This is a genomic window from Bacillus sp. PK3-067 (genome assembly GCF_056738645.1).
Window position 1 is genome coordinate 144716 of sequence record NZ_CP096491.1, and the last position, 18416, is coordinate 163131.

General features: G+C 31.1%; 15 protein-coding genes, 2 pseudogenes and 2 riboswitches. Of the genes and pseudogenes, 5 read left to right on the plus strand and 12 right to left on the minus strand.

Annotated features, from left to right (window positions below; all coding sequences use genetic code 11):
* Window positions 1-11: 11 nt before the first annotated feature.
* Both M1D73_RS28490 and M1D73_RS28495 read left to right on the plus strand, forming a co-directional pair.
* Window positions 12-1226, plus strand: a complete 1215-nt coding sequence (locus M1D73_RS28490) for an MFS transporter (RefSeq protein ID WP_086401044.1) — start codon at window positions 12-14, stop codon at window positions 1224-1226.
* A gap of 603 nt (window positions 1227-1829) precedes the next feature.
* Complete coding sequence (locus M1D73_RS28495; protein ID WP_086401043.1) at window positions 1830-2774, plus strand: nucleoside hydrolase; 945 nt, start codon at window positions 1830-1832, stop codon at window positions 2772-2774.
* A 231-nt stretch (window positions 2775-3005) separates the two neighbouring features.
* Here M1D73_RS28495 and M1D73_RS28500 read toward each other — a convergent pair.
* A pseudogene (locus M1D73_RS28500) lies at window positions 3006-3341 on the minus strand (FAD-dependent monooxygenase); the annotation flags it as partial.
* Window positions 3342-3348: 7 nt separating this feature from the next.
* Between M1D73_RS28500 and M1D73_RS28505 the strand changes: the two are divergent.
* Window positions 3349-4275, plus strand: a pseudogene (locus M1D73_RS28505) (serine hydrolase domain-containing protein); the annotation flags it as partial.
* A gap of 218 nt (window positions 4276-4493) precedes the next feature.
* Here the strand turns inward: M1D73_RS28505 and M1D73_RS28510 are convergent.
* Window positions 4494-5621, minus strand: coding sequence for an FtsW/RodA/SpoVE family cell cycle protein (locus tag M1D73_RS28510; RefSeq protein WP_086401041.1), 1128 nt, complete (start codon window positions 5619-5621; stop codon window positions 4494-4496).
* Between the two features lie 186 nt (window positions 5622-5807).
* Window positions 5808-5984, minus strand: a riboswitch (M-box (ykoK) riboswitch).
* A gap of 505 nt (window positions 5985-6489) precedes the next feature.
* Window positions 6490-6655, plus strand: a riboswitch (M-box (ykoK) riboswitch).
* A 281-nt stretch (window positions 6656-6936) separates the two neighbouring features.
* Here M1D73_RS28510 and mgtE point away from each other — a divergent pair.
* Together mgtE and M1D73_RS28520 are read left to right on the plus strand one after the other, a co-directional pair.
* Window positions 6937-8265 (plus strand): magnesium transporter, encoded by a 1329-nt coding sequence (gene mgtE, locus M1D73_RS28515; RefSeq protein WP_481158041.1) that lies wholly within the window; start codon window positions 6937-6939, stop codon window positions 8263-8265.
* Window positions 8266-8424: 159 nt separating this feature from the next.
* A complete protein-coding gene (locus M1D73_RS28520; protein WP_086401039.1) occupies window positions 8425-9519 on the plus strand; it encodes a phosphodiester glycosidase family protein in 1095 nt (364 codons plus the stop codon).
* Between the two features lie 170 nt (window positions 9520-9689).
* On the opposite strand, the gene xerS is transcribed toward M1D73_RS28520, so the two are convergent.
* The 10 genes from xerS to M1D73_RS28570 form a co-directional block, all read right to left on the minus strand.
* Window positions 9690-10766 (minus strand): tyrosine recombinase XerS, encoded by a 1077-nt coding sequence (xerS, locus tag M1D73_RS28525; RefSeq protein ID WP_086401038.1) that lies wholly within the window; start codon window positions 10764-10766, stop codon window positions 9690-9692.
* Window positions 10767-11718: 952 nt separating this feature from the next.
* Window positions 11719-12306 carry a GTP cyclohydrolase I FolE gene (folE, locus tag M1D73_RS28530; RefSeq protein ID WP_086401037.1) on the minus strand — a complete coding sequence of 196 codons (588 nt, stop codon included), beginning with the start codon at window positions 12304-12306 and terminating at the stop codon, window positions 11719-11721.
* Between the two features lie 43 nt (window positions 12307-12349).
* Window positions 12350-13066, minus strand: a complete 717-nt coding sequence (gene queE, locus M1D73_RS28535; RefSeq protein WP_086401036.1) for a 7-carboxy-7-deazaguanine synthase QueE — start codon at window positions 13064-13066, stop codon at window positions 12350-12352.
* On the minus strand, window positions 13059-13550 hold the full coding sequence (gene queD, locus M1D73_RS28540) for a 6-carboxytetrahydropterin synthase QueD (protein WP_016513434.1): 492 nt from the start codon (window positions 13548-13550) through the stop codon (window positions 13059-13061). The genes queE and queD overlap by 8 nt, the downstream gene beginning before the upstream one ends.
* The gene (gene queC / locus M1D73_RS28545; protein WP_086401035.1) at window positions 13550-14215 is read right to left on the minus strand and encodes a 7-cyano-7-deazaguanine synthase QueC; all 666 of its coding nucleotides are present in this window, start codon (window positions 14213-14215) and stop codon (window positions 13550-13552) included. Before queC ends, queD begins: the two co-directional genes overlap by 1 nt.
* A 12-nt stretch (window positions 14216-14227) precedes the next feature.
* A complete protein-coding gene (locus M1D73_RS28550) occupies window positions 14228-15016 on the minus strand; it encodes an ABC transporter permease (protein ID WP_000621954.1) in 789 nt (262 codons plus the stop codon).
* A 2-nt stretch (window positions 15017-15018) separates the two neighbouring features.
* Window positions 15019-15810 (minus strand): ABC transporter permease, encoded by a 792-nt coding sequence (locus tag M1D73_RS28555; protein ID WP_016083415.1) that lies wholly within the window; start codon window positions 15808-15810, stop codon window positions 15019-15021.
* Window positions 15807-16805: an ABC transporter ATP-binding protein gene (locus tag M1D73_RS28560; protein WP_086401034.1), complete on the minus strand. Its 999-nt coding sequence runs from the start codon at window positions 16803-16805 to the stop codon at window positions 15807-15809. Before M1D73_RS28560 ends, M1D73_RS28555 begins: the two co-directional genes overlap by 4 nt.
* A gap of 17 nt (window positions 16806-16822) precedes the next feature.
* Window positions 16823-17479: a PIG-L deacetylase family protein gene (locus M1D73_RS28565; protein ID WP_016083417.1), complete on the minus strand. Its 657-nt coding sequence runs from the start codon at window positions 17477-17479 to the stop codon at window positions 16823-16825.
* 131 nt (window positions 17480-17610) lie between these two features.
* On the minus strand, window positions 17611-18405 hold the full coding sequence (locus M1D73_RS28570) for a class I SAM-dependent methyltransferase (protein ID WP_086401033.1): 795 nt from the start codon (window positions 18403-18405) through the stop codon (window positions 17611-17613).
* Window positions 18406-18416: the final 11 nt, after the last annotated feature.

The following is an 18416-nucleotide window of genomic DNA, read 5'->3' on the forward strand; positions in this document are numbered from 1 at the left end:
GGAGGGATAGCATGAACCGTGTTAAATCAAGTGCTTCTTTTCTTTTATATTTGTTGTGTATTAGTGCTTTTTTCGCTTCTTTAAATCAAAATATATATTCTCCAATAATCCCCATAATTCGGGATTCATTCCAAGTATCTATAACGATGGTTAACCTTTCCGTTTCCATATTTATTTTTATTACGGCAATTATGCAAATTGTTTTTGGTTCTATAATTGATTTTAAAGGTGCTAGGACTATTCTTATTCCGAGTATTATTTTAACAATTATAGCGAGTATTGGTTGTGCAATTACAAGTAACTTTACAGTATTTTTAATATGTAGAATTTTACAGGCTGTAGGGACAGCTGCAATACCACTTATTGCTGCAACTACAATTGGTACTGTATTTCAAGAAGAACAACGAGGAAGTGCAATGGGTACATATCAAACCATGTTATCCATTGCACCTGCTGTTGCACCAGTGCTAGGAGGATTTATTGGGGAAAAATATAATTACCCAGGTGTTTTCTGGCTACTTGTAGCAGTATCTGTAATTCTATTTATAACTAATTGGATATACTTCCCTAAGGATCGTGTAGGAAGTAAAAAAGAATTGAGTGGGAAAACACTTATATTTCACTATGCTTCTATATTTAAAAGCAAAGTGGGCAGTTCCATATTAATATTAAGTTTCTTTGCATTTTTTCTTTATTTCTCCTTCCTTGTTTACTTACCAATCTTATTAACTGATCATTATCAATTAAGTTTACAGGTAGTGGGTTTACTTTACTTACCAATGGCTATTAGTTTAATAATTGGCAGCATGACTTTTAAAACAATTCAATCAAAAATTTCACAAAAAAAGCTTTTTATAGCTGGAAATGTAGTATTAGCTTTGAGCGTTATACTATTTGCTGTGACACACTCGAAAACTTTAATTGGCGTAACAGTTGCTTTAATTCTTCACGGAATATCAATTGGTATCCTTACTCCTTTATTTGCTACTATGATTGCAAATGAATTTGAACATAATAGAGGAAGTGCAATGGGAATGTTTAACTTTATTAGATATATGGGAATGGCTGTAGGACCTATTGTTTCGGGGGTATTATTAGCACATTTCAATCCTACAGTTGTATTTGCTCTTTTTGGCGGATTTTTTATCTTTCTCTCTTTTGGTATGCTTATACGGATTAGTAAGAAATCTATTAAAATTGTACCAAAACAAGAAAATCTAAAATAAGAAAATGATTCCATCATAAAGAATTAATAGTATATAAACTATACAGTTAAATTATTATCCATAGTAAAATTAAGGTAAACTAAAAGTTGATCTTATTCATAATAAAAGATGAAATATATTGTTTCTTTTGTAATTTTGAATAAGGTAATTAGAAATTTCAATAAGAGAAATTATATTTAGTTAAGTAATAAAAAAGTGTAGAAGGGTTTTATTTCTACGCTTTTTTATTTTGGGGTATTTCGGAATTCTTAGGTTGACGGGTATGTGGTGCTACCCCATCGCTATAAAGCTAAGATTTTGCACTACCCATATAGCGAAAAATACGTTTTCCTTACCTATAATTCTACAGAAAGAATAATCTATTTTATTCATTTTGAGGACCAAATAATGAGTAGAGGATATCAGAAAAAGCTTGTTAAGGTTAGTAATTCCATACTATTTCATTTCATACAAAAGGAATTTGCTCATTATTAACGAAAGTGTATGTTAACTAGATGAATTCATTCATATATCGTACTACAAATAAACATGAGAACAATCTTATCTTACGATAAATAAGTATAATACGTTTTGAAAACTAGTAAATTTAAGGAGCAATATTGTATGGGGAAAAAAGTACTGTTTTTTGGGGATTTCGGAATTGACGATACGATAGCTATCATATATGCGCATTTAACAGATAAAATTGATGTTATAGGAATTGTTGCAGACTATGGGAACGTACCTAAAGCTGAAGTTGTTAGAAATGTTCGCTTTTTACTTAAAAGTGTAGGTAAAGAATATATAAAAGTTTTTGGTGGGGCGGAGCATTCCATGTCTTCAGAAGCAGAAACTTTTTATCCAGAAGTTCACGGTAAATTTGGAATAGGTCCCATTCATCCAGAACTAGAGATTCAGACATTTGAGAATTTTTTTGAGGTTCTCACACTTATTAAGCAGCATAAAAATGAACTTATTATCGTAAATACCGGACGGCTAACTTCACTTGCAACTTTATTTCTCCTTTATGGTGATGTGATGGAATATGTACATTCTTATTATATTATGGGAGGAGCTTTTCTATATCCAGGAAATGTTACTCCAATTGCTGAAGCTAACTTTTATGGCGATCCTGGAGCAGCCAATATTGTAATGAGATATGCAAAGAATCTATCAATTTATCCTTTGAATGTTACACAATCAGCTATTGTAACACCGGAAATGGTCAATTATATCCACTCTAAAGGGAAAACTAAATTTTTAAAGCCTCTTTTAGACTATTACTATTATCAATTTTATCAAAAAAAAGTTCCTGGAATACAAGGTAGCCCGGTTCATGATGCACTTACTTTAATTGCAACTAATCGTGATGATATTTTTATGTACCATCAATCGGCAGTGACAGTTAATGTACTTGATACTGTAAGAGGACAAAGTATAGGAGATTTTAGATCTACCTTTGAACCAGAAACATTCGGTGACCGTCCAAAACATAGGATTGCAATACAAATGAATTATGAACAGTTTTTTAAGGAGTTTATGACTGTAATGACTGGCGACCTATTTTAATTAAAAACCTTATATATACGGAGATGTTTTCCTATCAAGCTAGCAAAACATCCCCATGTCCATCAAGCTAAGATTTAAAGTACTCTCTAAATGGAAATTTTGTGTTTTTATCGTTTTGGGGTAACTTGTTTTCTTAAGTTGATGGTCATGTGGTGCTACCCCAATAATAAATCGAAATCTCTTGATTAAATAAAAATGAATTCGGTTTCATTACTGTATAGTACAAAATTATTTTAAATCTTTTAAAGTATGACCACGTTTAATGTCTACACCTAATTCTAGCGCACGCTCTTCTAATATTTCTTCTGTAATAGATTGGGGGATAAAAAGCGTATATGGAAAATCAGTATCTAAATTTTTAAAGTTTAATCTTGTATCTAAGGTAGCAAAATGGCTGGTATCTGATTTCTTACCTCTAGATAAAAATCGATTTTCAATACCTCTCATAGCCATTAATTCTAAGGAGCGAGGGTGAAGTGTGAGTGCTCTAGAATTTCTTATCCGATTTAATCTTCTCTCTAAAACGACAACTTTTACACCTTGAATAGCTAATTCCCATGTTGTCATAAGTCCAACTTATAAAGGTGCGGTTGGCTTAGCTTCTATAGAGAAAAATTCACCTATAAACACAAAAAATATTTTTAATATTGCTTCAGTTTCTAAGCAATTCTCAGCATTTTCTATATTACTCTTAGAACAAGAGAGGAAATTGAGTTTAGATGATTCAATTGTAAAATTTGTCCCTTCTGTAGGTGCATATGCTGAACCTGTAACATTGAGACATCTAATTCATCACACTGGTGGACTAGTTGATTATATGGAATTGGCTCAAGCAGAAAATATAAAATTTACTGATATATTAACTGTGGAAGAATCGCTAAAGCACCTTAAAAATCATCAAATTGCAATATTCCCAGTTGGCACAAAATTTGAGTATAGCAATACAGGATATTTTTTATTGTCACTAGTGGTAGAGAAGGTAAGTGGCAAGTCCCTACGTCAGTTTGCAAAGGAACGTATTTTTGATCCTTTACACATGAAAGACACAACGATTGTGGATTGCTACCCAACTACTATTTCAATTGCTAGAGGGTATTCAAAGAATGAACAAGGAGCATATATGGTCTATGAAAGCCCTTGGGAACATACAGGGGATGGAGCAGTTCATACAAATGTTGAAGATCTTGTAAGATGGGGAGAGAATTTAACTACAGGTACTGTTGGTGGAAATGACCTTGTTAAAAGGATGAGCGAAATAGGTCCAAAAATTTCTCCAACTGGAGAGACGATTATTGACAATGAAGATTATGCTTTTGGGCTAAGGCTTGCGGAAGGTTTTAACTGTAAATACTTAGAACATTCAGGAAGCTGGGCAGGCTATCGTTCACACTTCATGAGGTTTCCACAAGTATCTTTGTCTGTTGTGGTACTAAGTAACTATGATGAATTTGACTCTAAAAAATATGCTAATGAAATAGCAGAAATTGTTTTGGAAAAGTAAAAAATAGGGCGTAGAAGACAGTATCTAGATTTGGTTAACCTCACGTTGTTTTAGGTTTAATTGATTATGAGAACGGAAGGCAGGCATATATTTATGCCTGTCTTTTTCGTATTAAAAGGAACATAAATATTAATACAGTTAAAAATAAATTAGAAATTCTTTAAATATAGATAAATTAATGAGGTCAGATTTTAAGTTTTTTAATTAAAATATTAAAATTATATATAATGATTATCAAACTTAATTTTATTAAAAATTGAAATATTAATTAATATTCCTACCGATATTAAATTGACCATTAAAGAACTTCCACCAAAACTTACAAATGGAAATGGAGTACCTGTAAGAGGAAATAGTCCCGTAATACCACCTAAATTTACAACAGATTGCATACCAATCATACATCCTATACCAATTGCTATAAAACTGCCGAATGGATCTACACATAATTGTGCAATTTTTAAGGAGCGAAGTACTATAGTCCAAACTCCAACCAATAGAATAAATACACCAATAAATCCTAGTTCTTCAGAAACTATTGCCATTATAAAATCAGTATGTGGTTCCGGAAGATAACCTGTTTTTTGTATGCTATTTCCAAATCCACGACCAGTGATTCCTCCAGAGCCAATGGAAATAAAAGAATTTACAAGCTGGTATCCATTTCCTTGCGCATCAAGAAAGGGATTGAAAATCGTAGTAATACGTGTCTTTTGAACTTCTGACAAACTATATTGAATCAAGAAATATAAAATAGGTAACCACAAAATAGAACTGATGATAGTTCTTTTGATTAGTAGATTTATATTTATTCCTGAGCAAAGAAATATGCTAAAACCTATACCTAATATTAAAAGTGCAGATCCTAAATTTGGTTGTTTAAAGATAAGAAAAAAAATTGTAGCTAAAAAAAATAAAAGTTTTCCGATACCACTCCAGTTATTTTTAGCTTGTTCTTGTCGTAATGCAAAAAAACGGGCTGTTACAAGTATTGTTCCTAATTTAAGAAATTCAGCTGGCTGTATTCCAAAGATCCATGATTGAGCATTATTTACCACTTTTCCTTTCCATAAAACCATAATTAATAAAAAAATCCCCCCAACCATAATACAGATTGAGACTATTCGTTTTTTCCATATTTCATATGGGAGTAAAGCACAAACTATTAACCCTATTGTTCCTAAAAGTAGCTTTGTTAATTGAGAATCAACAAAATGTCTACTGTTATAACCGTAATGTTGGACAGCGACAATGGAGCTTGCACTATACATCATGATAATACCTAAAGTACATGTTATGAATAGAGGAAGGAGCAATAGATAATCGAGTTTTAATATTTTTTTCATTTTAATATCCTCCTGATCTAAAACAAAACATAATATTACATTTGCTAATGAATAGAATCTTGTTCTCGTCAATTACTAAAAATGACTTTTGTTTAGGAAGATTCTATCGCTTACTCCCTGTTTTTTTACGCAAAAATCCCCCTAGTATGTAACTAGAGGGATTCAAAATGGCATGACTAAATAAGGCTTTTGTCCCCCTAGTAGAGCTTTGGCACTATACAACGTAAAGTAATGAAAATTCATTACTTAGCTATCTTAAGAAGAGCCTTAATCCGACAATTCCTGTTCTACCCATTGGCGTCTTTCGACATTTTTGGGCAATAGCCTGTGTTTGCATAGGAGCCTCACCTAACAGGTTAAGCAATATAAATTTTATGTGTTTGTTTCGTGTAGCAAGCATAAATATATTTTTTTTGCTTGTCAAGCAACCATATTGCTAATTTTATTTGTTTTATTGCTTTATAGTCCTTTGAGAAATGATTTGAAAAAATGTATGTAATCATTCCGTATAAGTACATATTTTTGACTTGTAGTGTATTGTTTGATTAAGTAGTTTAACCATATAAATTTGATAAACAGTAAAGAAGATTTTAATCATAAAAGAAGATTTTTTTATGAATGTTCTTTTGATATACAGAATGACTAATTATTCATCTTTTGTTATAAAGTTGGAATTTGATTAAAAACAATAAAATTCATATGTTTTATAACGTTTCTTCGAATTAAATCTATTTGAATTCTATGTTTTTAAGGGCAATTTTAAATTTATAATAAAATATAATTTCATTTTCTATAAACATTTTTTTATAAATGGAATTGAAAGTCAGTTGACAAATATTAAATTCTGGTTTAAATTTTGAAGTAATTCAATAAACTTTGTTAGGTGAGGCTCCTGTATAGAGAAACGCTGCTGCCCAAAAATGTCGAGAGACGCCAATGGGTCAACAGGAACGGTCGGATTAAGGCCCTTCTTAATGTAGCTGGTTATAAAAACCTATGCTATACAGTGCTAAAACTCAACGAGGGAGTGGTATACGATTTGATAGAAAGGCACCTCTGTGATTTTGGTAGAGCTGTCTTAATAATCATTTATTTGTATTGTGAAAAAACCTTTACTCCTTTTTGAGTAAAGGTTTTTCTGTTTAATTTTATTTATTTTTATCTTGTCTATATTCAAAAAGGAGGTAATTCTAGCTAATGAATTGATTGCAATGTCACTATTATTGCTCTAATAAAAAATTAAAGACAGATAAAATAAAACAAAACCACTCATGAAACTCTAGAGTCTCCCTTAGCAATATGAGGAGGAGTTAACATGAAGAAATTATTAAAGGAATTACTTATAACCAAAAATAACTTGGATGAAGAGAAAGTTTTACGTCATGCATCGTATGATATTGCGCAAGAAGTAAAACAGTTTTCAATTGAAGATCGAGTCATATTGCTAGATACGATTCCTGTATTAAAAAGCTCTAAAATTCTTCAATATATGAGTGCAGAAGAAAAATATAATATCTTAATTCACTTATCTGAAAACAAAGCTAAAAAGTTACTAAATTTACAACCGATTGATGAATTAGTAGATTTGCTGTTAGCGGTTCATCCGGAAAAACAGGCTAAATTAATGGCGTATCTAGATAAAATCACAAAACATAACGTGAAAAAATTGATGACTTTCAAACCTGAAACGGCAGGAAGTCTTGTAACAAGTGATTTTGTTGCAGTTAGAGGAAATTGGTCAGTAAAAATGACATTGAAGTACATTAGGGAACATTCTAAAAATGTAGAATCAATATCTTATAGTTATGTTCTTGATAGTCATGGTCATCTTGAGGGAATCGTTTCCATACATGAGTTATTACTAGCAGCAGATGAAGAGATATTATCTACTATCATGATTCAAGAGATAATTTCAGTACACGCTGAAGTTGACCAGCAAGAAGTTGTAAAAAAGCTACTGAATTATAATTTAGCAGCAATACCTGTCACAACAGCAAATAATAAAATGATTGGTATTATAACATTTGATGACGTAATGAATGTTATGGAATCAGAAGCTACAGAAGATATTCAAAAGTTAGGTGGAAGTGAACCATTGAATCAATCTTACTTTGAAGCTAGCATTTGGAGCATTTTCTTAAAACGTCTACCATGGTTATTACTTCTTTTTGTTGCTGAGGCATATACAGGTACAGTATTAAAGTATTTTGAAGACGAAATTGAAACTATAGTTGCCCTTGCTTTCTTTGTTCCATTATTAGTAGGTACTGGAGGGAATACAGGAACACAGGTTGTAGCAACAATTACTCGTGCAATTGGTATTGGAGAGATGAAATTTAAAGACATTTTCCGTGTAATGAAAAAGGAATTTGCAATTGGTATGCTTCTTGGACTTGCACTTGGGATAGCTGGGCTCACTCGTGCTTATATGTTAGGAGTTGGAACAGAAGTTGCACAAGTTGTAGCAATTACTTTATTATTTATTGTTATTTGGGCTTCTCTTGTAGCAGCTGTTTTACCCTTGATTTTAAGGAAATTAAAACTAGATCCTGCAGTTGTTTCAGGTCCATTTATTACAACATTTGTTGACGGAACAGGATTAGTAATTTATTTCATGGTTGCAAAAACGTTATTAAATTTGTAAGTATACACTTAAATAAATACGAAATGTAAATTAAGTATTTTGCATCGCTTGCTAAGACTTAGTGGGGAACTCGGGAATAAGGAAAATAAACACTTTTGTCTTTATTAAAAAATATTTTAAAGGATTCATTGAATGTAATTAATACCGGAGGATAAAACTATGAAACATCTAAGAAAAATCTTCAAACGAATTTTGCTCCTATTTTCTATTTTCATGCTTATTGGCATAGGAATATTATTTGGTACTAGTTATGGCCGAGAGCTTCGTATAACAATCGCTGGGAGTATACTAACTTCTCAACATCCGCAATATGCGAAATATACATTCCTATCCCAAAAGGAACTAGATAAACTGCAAGATAGAATTAATCATCCGAAATGGTCAAACAGTGATGAGCATATTTATAAAAAAATAGCAGGAAAAAGATTAGAAGAATTAAAAAATCAGCCATTAGAAATTGATGTAGAAACAATTAAAAGCAATAAAGATAGTCGTTTTCTTTTCGAAGGAAGGTTAGTTACCATTAGCAATCCCTTCAATGTTAAACTTGTTAGCCATCAAGGAACACAGGGCGCTAACAGGGGAGAAAAAATTAGTGTAATGGCAAAACGTAATCATGCACTTGTTGCTGTGAATGCAAGTGGATTTGCAGATGAAACAGGAAGGGGTGGAGGAAATGTTGCAACTGGCATAGTAATAGAAAATGGGAAAGCTATTGATACAAATATAGATAGAAATACCTCTACAATTATTACCGGTTTAACAAAGTTTGGGCAAATGATAACAGGAAATTATTCTACCCAACAACTTCTGGATAAACAAATCGTTTCAGCAGCAGGATTTATGCCACAGTTAATTGTAAATGGAGAAAAAATGATTACAGAAGGAGACGGTGGTTGGGGTTCTGCTCCGCGAAGTATTATGGCCCAAAAAGAAGATGGTACAATTATGTTTCTAGTCATTGACGGTAGACAGACGCATAGTATAGGGGCTACGTTAAAAGAGTGTCAAGATATTCTATATGAAAAAGGAGCTATAAATGCAATGGCTATGGATGGAGGTTCTTCTGCTACGCTATATTTAGGAGGAAAGGTTATAAATTCACCTTCTACATTATCACATGAAGATCGTTATTTACCGAATGCTTGGGTGGTAACATCAAATCCGAAACAGAAAATAAATATGACGATAGATGGAGAAAAACTAGATTCCGAAACATTCGATAAATTTGATACAAATATTATATCTCATTAAATAGTAATAAGAAGCAAATGTAAATATGAAATAAATTAATTAATGTATAATTTATATTACGTATTTTTTATATAATAAAAATATATTTCAAGCGAAATATATATAATATTTAAACCCTTGTTTTGGTAGGGAAAAGAATAAGGGTTCAGCAATACAAAATTGCTAAACCCTTATTCTTTATTTTTTCCTATTCTACCTAAACTATCTTTAATAGTTGTTTCCCCAAGTTGAGTATATAACAAGGCGGTATCTTGACTGGTATGCCCAAGCTGCTGCATCACTTGTAACGAGTCTTTTTCTTCCATATATAACTTATTTGCCAATGTATGTCGTAATTTATGAGGAGACATTCTTTTTCCATAAGCCTTAGTATATTTTTCTACTATATCCTGAATAGCCCTAACTGAAAGAGGCTGTGCAGTATGTTTATACTTTGATAGAAATACATTCTTTAATTCTTTCCCTGGAGCGTATTTGTTATCTCTGATTTCCATATACTTTTCAAGATCATTCAATGCAATTGGAGTAATCCATACTGAATCTTCTTTATTTCCTTTGCGGATTACATCAATTAGTCTTTCTTTTAGGTTTATATCCTCCATACGAAGATCGGCTAATTCGCTTACACGAATACCACTACCAAGAAAGAGGGAAAGGATAGCTACATCACGCTCCTTATCTCTTAGGAAATAGAATAACTGATGTTTTGTTAAAGATTTTTCATGCTCATACTTAACATAATTTAAAAACTCTTGATCATCATCATTATGAAATATTTTAGATCTCATGCGTTTTGCACGGGCATTTAATGTTTCTTTATCTTTATGTATTTCGATTTTAGCCATTACATTTCTATAAAAATAGCATTCTCCATCTTCATTTTCTGATAGGGAGGTGAGGTACTTAAATAAAGACTTTAAGGCCGAAATTTTTCTGTTAACAGAGGAATTCTGCATGTTTTGTTGTAGTTTTAGAAACCTCATAAAGTTCTCAACATCTTTTTTCTTTAAATTCTCCAAATCAGAGAAGGATATGTCTTTAATGGGCTTAAATTCAATAATTTGTTCAGATAATAGCCAATTAAAGAAAACTCTAAAATCATATACATAATTCAGTAGGGTGGAAGGAGAGGCATCATGTAATTCTTTGTACTCCACAAATTCTTCTATGTAAAAGGGCATTTCATTTAAATTTTCGTATAATTTCTTACGATGTACGGATTTTTGACGTTGTTTGCTGTAATCCATAAAAATCACCTCATATATACTATAACAGAAAAGATACACGAACACAAGTTCGCATTAAATTCAATTTTTACACAGACTTATTTACATAATTAAATTATGAGATACTAAAATATACTCGAAATTAAATAAGGATAGTGTAGTCATTCTAATAAAATTATAGATAAGCACGCGATAAATCTTTATTAAGCTATAAAAATTAGTACAAAAATCACATTCACAGGTGTGCAAAATAAAACAATTTATATATATAAACTCATACAAAATGAATACACGAAAAATTTTTAACAGTTGTTATAAAATACGAATTGGTTAATTTAATCATGATTATAAGGAGTTAAATAGATCAACATAAGAAAAACTTTTAAAAATTTAAATGTAATTTACTATAAAAATTTTGCGATGAGTAATTTAGTATTTGATAATTTCTATATAAAATATGAATTATATGGACAGATACTAATTACAGAGATTCTTGCTAACGAGCTCGAAATCCCTAAATACTGTATTAGATTTTTATTTATATATCTTATTGTTCGTAAAAACGGTATTTCGTGCGAACTTATAAATATTAGAAAAATAGTAGCTTTACTATCACCTTCCTATTGTTAATAAGCCCTTATTTGTTTTCTAGCTAGTGCTTCAATTACATCTTTAATATCTTTCTCAAGGGATCTTACTGAATATCATGAAATCATACTCTCACCCTTTCATATATCAATTATATTTAGGATATATACTCAAAAAATACAAAGTGATATTGTGAGCAGAATGAAAAATATAAAAAAGTTAATTTAGAAAAAGCACTGCGAAAGTCTTCAGCAATGCCTTTTGATTAGACGTACTTTGATAATGAACGTCTGTTTTCTTCTATTCGTTTGCTCATGAATAGAAGAAAAATTATTATTTAACATAGTTTCTGTATGCTCTTTTTTAGCATAATAACGATATAATTCTATCTCTCTATCAATTTTAAAGTTTCACTTCGAAGTGCACTATTATCTTTAAATATTCCTTTATAGGATGAAGTTATAGTCATTGAACCAGGTTTTTTCACACCTCTCATTGTCATACACATATGCTCAGCTTCAATTACTACAATTACTCCTTTTGGCTTTAAAGTTTCAAAAATTACATTAGCTAATTCATTAGTTATTCTTTCCTGCAACTGTGGTCTTTTGCATATAGTTTCTAAAGCTCTAGCTAACTTGCTTAACCCAGTTACTTTCCCATTATTAGGAATATAACCTATATGGGCACTTCCAAAAAAAGGTACCAAATGATGTTCACACATAGAATAGAACGGAATTTCTTTGACTAATACCAATTCTTCATGATTTTCATTAAATATTTTTAATAAGTGTTCAGAAGGGTTTTGACCTAAACCTTGAAAAACTTCCTTATACATTTTTGCTACTCGCTTTGGGGTTTCCAAAATACCTTCCCTATTAATATCTTCTCCAATTGCTTCAAGAATCATTTTTACTGCTACTTCAATTTTGTCAGTATCTATTTCTACACTTTGGATTGTCTTTAAGCTCATATATTATCTCCACCTTATTAATTTATTCTTAACATGCTCTTATTTATACGCCTCGTTTATTTCCCCATACTAGCGCGTGAAGTTGAGGTAATATTTTTGCATCATTCATTTCTTTACACTGTACAGCTTTTTCAATCAATCTTTCATATTTCAGTAATAAATTTTTAATAAGCGCTGCATCATCCATCGTTTTCGTATCATCGTTACCAACTTGTAAAAAAAATGGTACATGCGGATATCGCTTATGTACCTTTACTGCATATTCAAAATCGTAATCTTCAAATACAACTACTTTTAAACTAATATCTTTTCTTTCTAATTTACGAATAATAGAATCTAACATTATAAAATCTGTTTTCATCTTTGAACTTGGTGGTTTAGGCGAAATTGTCACTTCTTCAATTTGAAGTAACCATTCTTGCCACTTACTCCCTTGCGTCTCAATTGCTGTACGAATTCCATTCTCTTTTAATACAGTAAGAAGAAACTGAATATTTTTCAACAAAACAGGATTCCCACCTGAAATTGTAACGTGAGAAAAATTTTCTCCACCAATTTCAACAAGTTCATTCCAAATTTCTTCTGGAGCCATTTGTCTAACTTGTTGTTTTGCTGAGCCATCCCATGTAAAGGCTGAATCGCACCAAGAGCAGCTATAGTCACAACCTGCTGTGCGAATGAACATCGTTTTTTGTCCGATAACCATTCCTTCTCCTTGAATGGTTGGGCCAAATATCTCCAACACAGGAATCTTACTCATCAAGTATCCACTCCCGTCTTACTTCTGCATAACTCGTTGGTGTTTCAAAGAGACGTACGAATTCGACACGAGCTCCTTTATATTCTTCTGCTCGATACCCTTTTGTTAATGCTTCCGCCATCTTTTCATAAATCCAGACAACCATATTTTCCGCAGTCGTATTCATCACTGGTAATGTCTCATTTAAATAGCGATGATCTAAATAAATTTCGATTTCATTTTTCCAAATTTCTTTTATATCTCCAAAATCAATTGCAATTCCAATATCATTTACATATCCACTAATCCCAAATACAACTTTATATGTGTGACCATGTAAATTTTTGCATTTTCCTTCATAACAGTGCAAATGGTGTGCTGCATCAAATGTAAATTCCTTGCTGACCATTACTCTTTTATTATGGTATTTTAATTGCTCAAGCTGAATATCCTTGTCCATTTTTTGCAAATTTTCTACAATGCGAAACCCGAAAAAGTTTTCCATTATTTATTCCCCCCTTTGCGTTCTTGTAGATACGTATCTAACCCTGCTTTACGAAGTTGACATGCTGGACATTCACCGCAACCATCACCTATGATTCCGTTATAACATGTTAATGTTTTTTCTCTAATAAACTCGAATGCGCCAAGTTCATCTGATAATTTCCATGTGTCTGCTTTATCGATCCACATAATTGGTGTATGAATGACAAATGGATAATCCATAGATAAATTTAATGTAACATTTAACGATTTCACAAACACGTCACGGCAATCTGGATAACCACTAAAATCAGTTTCACATACACCCGTTACAATATGACGTGCTCCAACTTGTTTTGCTAATACAGCAGCAAATGATAAGAATAGTAAATTCCGCCCATCTACAAATGTCGATGGTAATTCACCTTCTTCTTGTGTAATCTCCATATCTATTCTTGTTAACGCACTTGGAGCTAGCTGATTTAGTAGGCTCATATCTATCACTGTATGTTTAATGCCAAGCTCGTTCGCAATTTCCGCTGCACAATCAATTTCTAACTTATGGCGTTGATTGTAGTTAAATGTTACAGCTTCCACCTCCGCAAACTGTTGCATTGCCCAAAATAAACATGTTGTGCTATCTTGTCCACCGCTAAAAACAACTATTGCTTTATCATTAGAGTACATTTTATTCTCCCCTTAACTACTTGCACTGTTATAATATCTTAAGGCAAACTTCCAAAAATAAATTGAAATAATAAAAAATCCAATAGAATAACCTATTAACATGAATACATCGTTTAGTTCTAATCGATTAATTAAAGCATAAGTTGGAATATTACTAACAATAACAATAGGGAAAATAAATAAAAAAACAAATCGACTTATTCCTTTATATAAGGAAGATGGGTATCTAAGTAATGTCATAGTACCAAGAAATAACTCATGCATACCTTCAACTTTGGTTAACCATATAGATAAAGTCATTAAAATAAACCACATAGAATACGAGAGTATAATCCCTAAAAACAATAGACCCAAGAAAGAAAATCCATTTACAATACTAACACTCTCTCCCTTTTGTAATAATGCATAACTAATTAACAGTATGGCTGGTAAACAGTTCCCTAAATTCCCTAAATCAAGCTTTCTTAATGAAACTAGAAATTGACTATTAATAGGTTTAAACAATATCTGATCTAAACTTCCTTGGTTAACTAAACTCGGTATATACGGTAGATTATTAATAAAAAGAGTAAACATCAAAGATTTTATCAACTCACTTGTTCCAATTAACAAATAAATATCATTTGTATTCCAACCATTAATATTACCAAAACTATCAAATATACTATTAAAGAATACTAATGTAACAATGAACCAAACAACGCTATCTACTATATTTAAAAAAAAGTTAACTCTATACATCATAATATTACTTAAATTAATTTTAAGAATTGCTTTTAACATTTTTAAATATCTAATCATATTTATGCACCAACAGATTCATATTTATTTAACCCCTTCTTCCAAAGTACTCTAATAAGGACATAGAAAACTAAAGACCATATCACTTGTGAAATTAATCCATTTACAATTTCAGCGCTACTTAAATTTCCTAAATATACATTTACCGGAAAGTGAATTAAGTATGAAAAAGGTAAAAACTGAGTTATTGTATTTAACGGAGCTGGTAAAAATTCAAGTGGAATAAGCGATCCAGATAATAATTCTAATACTATATCTACAGTAAAGAAAAAGGATGATATCTCTACAAAGTAAAATGAGAAGAGCGATATCAAATAATAAATCATATAATATAGTATTAATGCTCCTACTATTGAAAGAATGAACAGGAAAGTATATTTTAAGGTTGGCAAAAGGAAATAATCCCTGTTCAGGAATATTATCGGTATTATCGGTATCACTGACATCACTAAATGAATAATTTTGTTACCTAAATTATGACTAAACCAATATCCAAAATATGAAAATGGTTTTATAAGATATTTTGATAATTCACCGGATTGTATTTCATCATTTATCGACCAGTGCATTTCAGGAATTAGCAAAAGTTCAATTAACTTAGCAATTATTACATAAGTAATCATCATTTCAAGAGTATAACCTTGAATATTGCTTTGTGTTTCAAAGAGGGAATGCCACAATAGTATTAAAGCCACAAGCGGTATTAAACCAAAAATCATATATAATACAACATTCATGCGATACTGAAAAACCGCTTGAAATGAAAGCATCATTGGTTTTAAATACTTCTTCATACTGTTATTTTCACTCCAGTCGATTCCATTGAATAAATATCTTCAATGAGGTCTTGTGATGACATTTCAGTCAAATTGTAGTCAATAACATTGAACTCTTTTAATATGCTAGAAATGGTCTCGTTCACTAACTTTTCTTGCACTTTTATTGTTACACTAAATTCATCCGACTCTTTAACTTCTCCATATTTCTTAAGATCTTGAGAATCTATTTCATTTTCAAAGCTAAGATATATATATTTATAACTCTTAATTTCTTCTTTTATTTTTTGGAAATTGTTATTAAAAACAACTTCTCCATTCTTCAATATTATTAATTCTTCACATAACTCATATATATCCGGGAAATAATGACTGGTTATTACAACTGTTGTATTTCTTTCTTTGCAATAATTTTTAAGGAAATTCCTGATATTCTTTTGAGCGAGAAAATCTAATCCAATAGTCGGTTCATCTAAAAATAATATCTTAGGTGAGTGTAAGATTGATGCAATTAACTCACATTTCATTCTCTCTCCTAACGATAGATTCCTTACTGGCGATTTAAGAATTTCTAATACCCCAAGATTTTTAGCTAATTCATCTACATTCTTTTTAAACTCTGTATCAGACAGTTCATATATTTCTTTATGTAATAAAAATGTTTCGTAAGGGGAAAGATCCCACCATAGCTGATTTTTTTGACCTAAAACAACACCAATAGACTTTAAAAAATCTTTCTTCTTATCATGGGGGTTAAATCCATTTACCAAGATTGTCCCGGAAGTAGGTTTAATTAACCCAACCATGGCTTTCATTAAGGTAGACTTACCAGCACCATTCGCGCCAATAAGCCCTATTATTTTACCTTCTTTTACTTTAAATGACACATCACTTAAAGCAGTAACCTTGACTTTTTCTCTTTTAAATAAACTTTTAAAAGAGTTTATTAATCCTTCTTCAATTTTTACTCTTTCAAAAGTTTTTGATACGTTTTCAATTTCAATCATATCCATCTTCTCTCTCCTTTTTACTACTTACTTACCACTCTAAAAACTTCTGCAAATTGCACTCCTGCCTGCATACCCCTATAAGAATTTAGCCCTAAAACTCCATCAACCAAATTTAATGTTTTAAGTTGGGATTCATATTTTTTAATTGATGCTTTTTTCAGTTCAATAAACCTGGTAATATCTTTTACAACCTGATAGTTTTTCATGGGAGTCCATACTTCATACTGTAAACACATCGGAGCACAATTCTCTTTTAAGAACCCTGATTGACACAGAAATATTGCTTCTGATACAACTTCATTTACTATCCGATGATCCCTATCACTTTCCATATCATGAGGAAAATAAATAAAATTAGGCTTATATTTTGAGATTTCATGAATAATTTCTTCCACAAAATCTAAAGAATACACAAGTGATCTGTCTTGTTTCTTTAAAAATTTAACATTTTCTTTTTCTATCCCTAATGTATTACAAGCATTTATACACTCGTTCTCTCTATTTGAAATAATTTCATTTAAATCCCCTCTCCCCCCAGATAAATCTCCTTTTGTAATTATTATTACTTTTACATGTTCACCCTTACTAATAGCTTGAGCAATTGTTCCACCACAGCCAATGACTTCATCGTCATGGTGTGGCGCTATAACTAAATGTTTTTTTACAATACCCTTCACTCAGCATCACCTTTATTGAACAGGTAAATTACTTACCTATTATTTAAATTAAAAATTATCTACTCTGGAGTAAACTAACTGGATACATTTTATTTCCACTAGAAAAATATAATTTTTAAGAGCGTCTATTTTCATTGTATATCGTTAAAATTTTCCCCTTGCTGCCTACACTCGTACACCATAAATTCACTATTCCTTCCAAAAGGATTTTTATTGTAATCACCATAAAAATTTTTTATATTGAATCCTTCTATCTCTAAGAGATACTGCATTTCGGATGGTAAAGTATATTTTGCAAGAAATTTAAAATTTTTTTCACTTAAAAAATTATCTGCTATATCATAAACCTCAAAATAACAAGTGGTTTCAACTATTTGCTTATAATGATCTGCTTTTACGACATCCCATGATTTAATTTTATATTTTTTAAAATTCTCTCCTTTAATAGGACTATTTCCCCCATCACTCACTCTCTTAGAATAAGGAAGAATAGTTGGAGGTGTAATAATATCGAAAACAAAAATCCCGCTTTCTTTTAATAGTAATTTAATGTTCCTAAGAGCTAATTTTTGTTGTGACGATGTAAGTAAATATTCAAATACACCACCAGACATAAATATAAAATCAAATTTTCTTTCAGACTTAAAATCTGTAGCAGAAGAAACCTTAAATTCTATTTTATCCTTAATATTTGGCATCTCCTCTAACTTCTTACTGGCTTTTTCAATCATTCCTGCTGATATATCAACACTAGTTACATTCGCACCTTTTTCAGCAAGAATAAAAGACAATCTACCAGTACCGCACCCCAAATCTAAAACTTCATCATTTGGTTTTACCAAACCACTGTAAAAATCAAAAATACCATCAGGTTCTGGGATGATAATGTCGTACAATTCAGAAATTTCATCGTATTGTTGCTTCATTGTTTTCCTCC

Excerpts from the sequence above, each read along its gene's own strand:
- mgtE (WP_481158041.1), top strand. The coding sequence starts at position 6,937 with ATGAAGAAATTATTAAAGGAATTACTTATAACCAAAAATAACTTGGAT.
- M1D73_RS28510 (WP_086401041.1), bottom strand. The coding sequence starts at position 5,621 with ATGAAAAAAATATTAAAACTCGATTATCTATTGCTCCTTCCTCTATTC.
- M1D73_RS28570 (WP_086401033.1), bottom strand. The coding sequence starts at position 18,405 with ATGAAGCAACAATACGATGAAATTTCTGAATTGTACGACATTATCATC.
- M1D73_RS28550 (WP_000621954.1), bottom strand. The coding sequence starts at position 15,016 with ATGATTAGATATTTAAAAATGTTAAAAGCAATTCTTAAAATTAATTTA.
- M1D73_RS28490 (WP_086401044.1), top strand. The coding sequence starts at position 12 with ATGAACCGTGTTAAATCAAGTGCTTCTTTTCTTTTATATTTGTTGTGT.
- M1D73_RS28520 (WP_086401039.1), top strand. The coding sequence starts at position 8,425 with ATGAAACATCTAAGAAAAATCTTCAAACGAATTTTGCTCCTATTTTCT.
- M1D73_RS28555 (WP_016083415.1), bottom strand. The coding sequence starts at position 15,810 with ATGAAGAAGTATTTAAAACCAATGATGCTTTCATTTCAAGCGGTTTTT.
- folE (WP_086401037.1), bottom strand. The coding sequence starts at position 12,306 with ATGAGCTTAAAGACAATCCAAAGTGTAGAAATAGATACTGACAAAATT.
- queD (WP_016513434.1), bottom strand. The coding sequence starts at position 13,550 with ATGGAAAACTTTTTCGGGTTTCGCATTGTAGAAAATTTGCAAAAAATG.
- queC (WP_086401035.1), bottom strand. The coding sequence starts at position 14,215 with ATGTACTCTAATGATAAAGCAATAGTTGTTTTTAGCGGTGGACAAGAT.
- M1D73_RS28495 (WP_086401043.1), top strand. The coding sequence starts at position 1,830 with ATGGGGAAAAAAGTACTGTTTTTTGGGGATTTCGGAATTGACGATACG.
- queE (WP_086401036.1), bottom strand. The coding sequence starts at position 13,066 with ATGAGTAAGATTCCTGTGTTGGAGATATTTGGCCCAACCATTCAAGGA.
- xerS (WP_086401038.1), bottom strand. The coding sequence starts at position 10,766 with ATGGATTACAGCAAACAACGTCAAAAATCCGTACATCGTAAGAAATTA.
- M1D73_RS28560 (WP_086401034.1), bottom strand. The coding sequence starts at position 16,805 with ATGGATATGATTGAAATTGAAAACGTATCAAAAACTTTTGAAAGAGTA.